At 58.1% G+C, this 1339-nt stretch carries 1 protein-coding gene; it reads left to right on the top strand.

Annotation, left to right across the window (positions count from 1 at the left end; genetic code table 11):
* The coding region (locus AC1VNY_RS42450) for an IS701 family transposase (RefSeq protein WP_482409660.1) at positions 1 to 1245 on the top strand (1245 nt) is incomplete at its 5' end.
* Positions 1246 to 1339: the final 94 nt, after the last annotated feature.

The following is a 1339-nucleotide window of genomic DNA, read 5'->3' as shown; positions in this document are numbered from 1 at the left end:
GAAGACGAACTCGAACGCTGGCTGATGCCGTTCTTGGACCGGCTGGGTCATAAGACCCGACAGCGGATGTGTCCTCTGTATGTTGCGGGACTGATCGGTCCTGGCGATCGCAAGAGCGTTCAACCGATGGCGGAACGCCTTGCCACGAGCAACTACGACCAGTTGCACCATTTCATTGCGGACGGTGTCTGGGACGCGACGCCGCTGGAGACAGAGCTGCTCAACCAGGCGGACCGACTTGTCGGCGGCAGCGATGCGGTGTTGGTTATTGATGACACCTCACTGCCGAAGAAGGGTGAGCGCTCGGTCGGTGTTGCGGCTCAATACGCGTCGGCTCTCGGTAAAACAGCAAATTGCCAAACGCTGGTGTCTTTAACGCTTGCGCGCGGCGAAGTGCCAGTGATGGTCGCGTTACGTCTCTTTCTGCCCGACAGTTGGACGAGCGACATGTCTCGTTTAAAGCGCGCTCGCGTGCCAGTCGAACACCGAACGCCACGATCCAAGCCGGAAATTGCTTTGGCCGAGGTTGACCGCGCGATGGCAGCCAAAGTGCGCTTTGGATGTGTGCTGGCGGATGCAGGATACGGCCTCAGCGCACCGTTTCGACAAGGGCTAACAGAGCGCGGGCTGGTCTGGGCTGTCGGTATCCCTCGGCACCTGAAAGTGTATCCGGTCGATGTGAAGCTCATTTGGCCGATTACTAAAGTCCGCGGGAAACCACGAAAGCACCACGTGCCCGATATCTTATCGATTGCGGCAGAACAAATGCTGGCCAGCGCCAGATGGAAAACCGTGAGTTGGCGTAGCGGGACGAAAGGTCGGCTGAAAGCCCGATTTGCTGCTCTGCGTGTCCGCACCGCCGACGGCCCTCCGCAGCGGATATGGGATAAGGGTCAGCAGCATCTCCCGGGCGACGAAGCTTGGCTCATTGGCGAGCAACGCGCTTCAGGGGAAAAGAAATACTATCTCGCCAATCTGCCCGCAGCGACGGATCTGCGCACACTGGCCGCCACCATCAAGGCACGATGGATTTGTGAGCAAGCCCATCAGCAGTTGAAGGAAGAGCTCGGACTTGATCACTTCGAAGGGAGATCATGGCAAGGTCTTCATCGCCACGCCCTGATGACAATGATTGCCTACGCCTTCCTACAACATCGTCGCCTCGCATACGCGGGGCGGAAAAAAAAGAATCAACGGGCCTCCGCCTCAGCCAACCATGCCCGCCGTACGTCACGCCATCGTTGATCTCATCCTTCGACCGCCGTCTCAGCAGTGCCCGTATTGCCGAAAGCAAATCCTTGAAAAACAGTGGCGCAAACCAATTCTGCCAAAGTAGTGC

It is taken from the genome of Bradyrhizobium ferriligni, assembly GCF_056837965.1.
The sequence above is the reverse complement of the archived record's forward strand: the minus strand, read 5'-3'. Positions and strand labels throughout refer to the sequence as shown.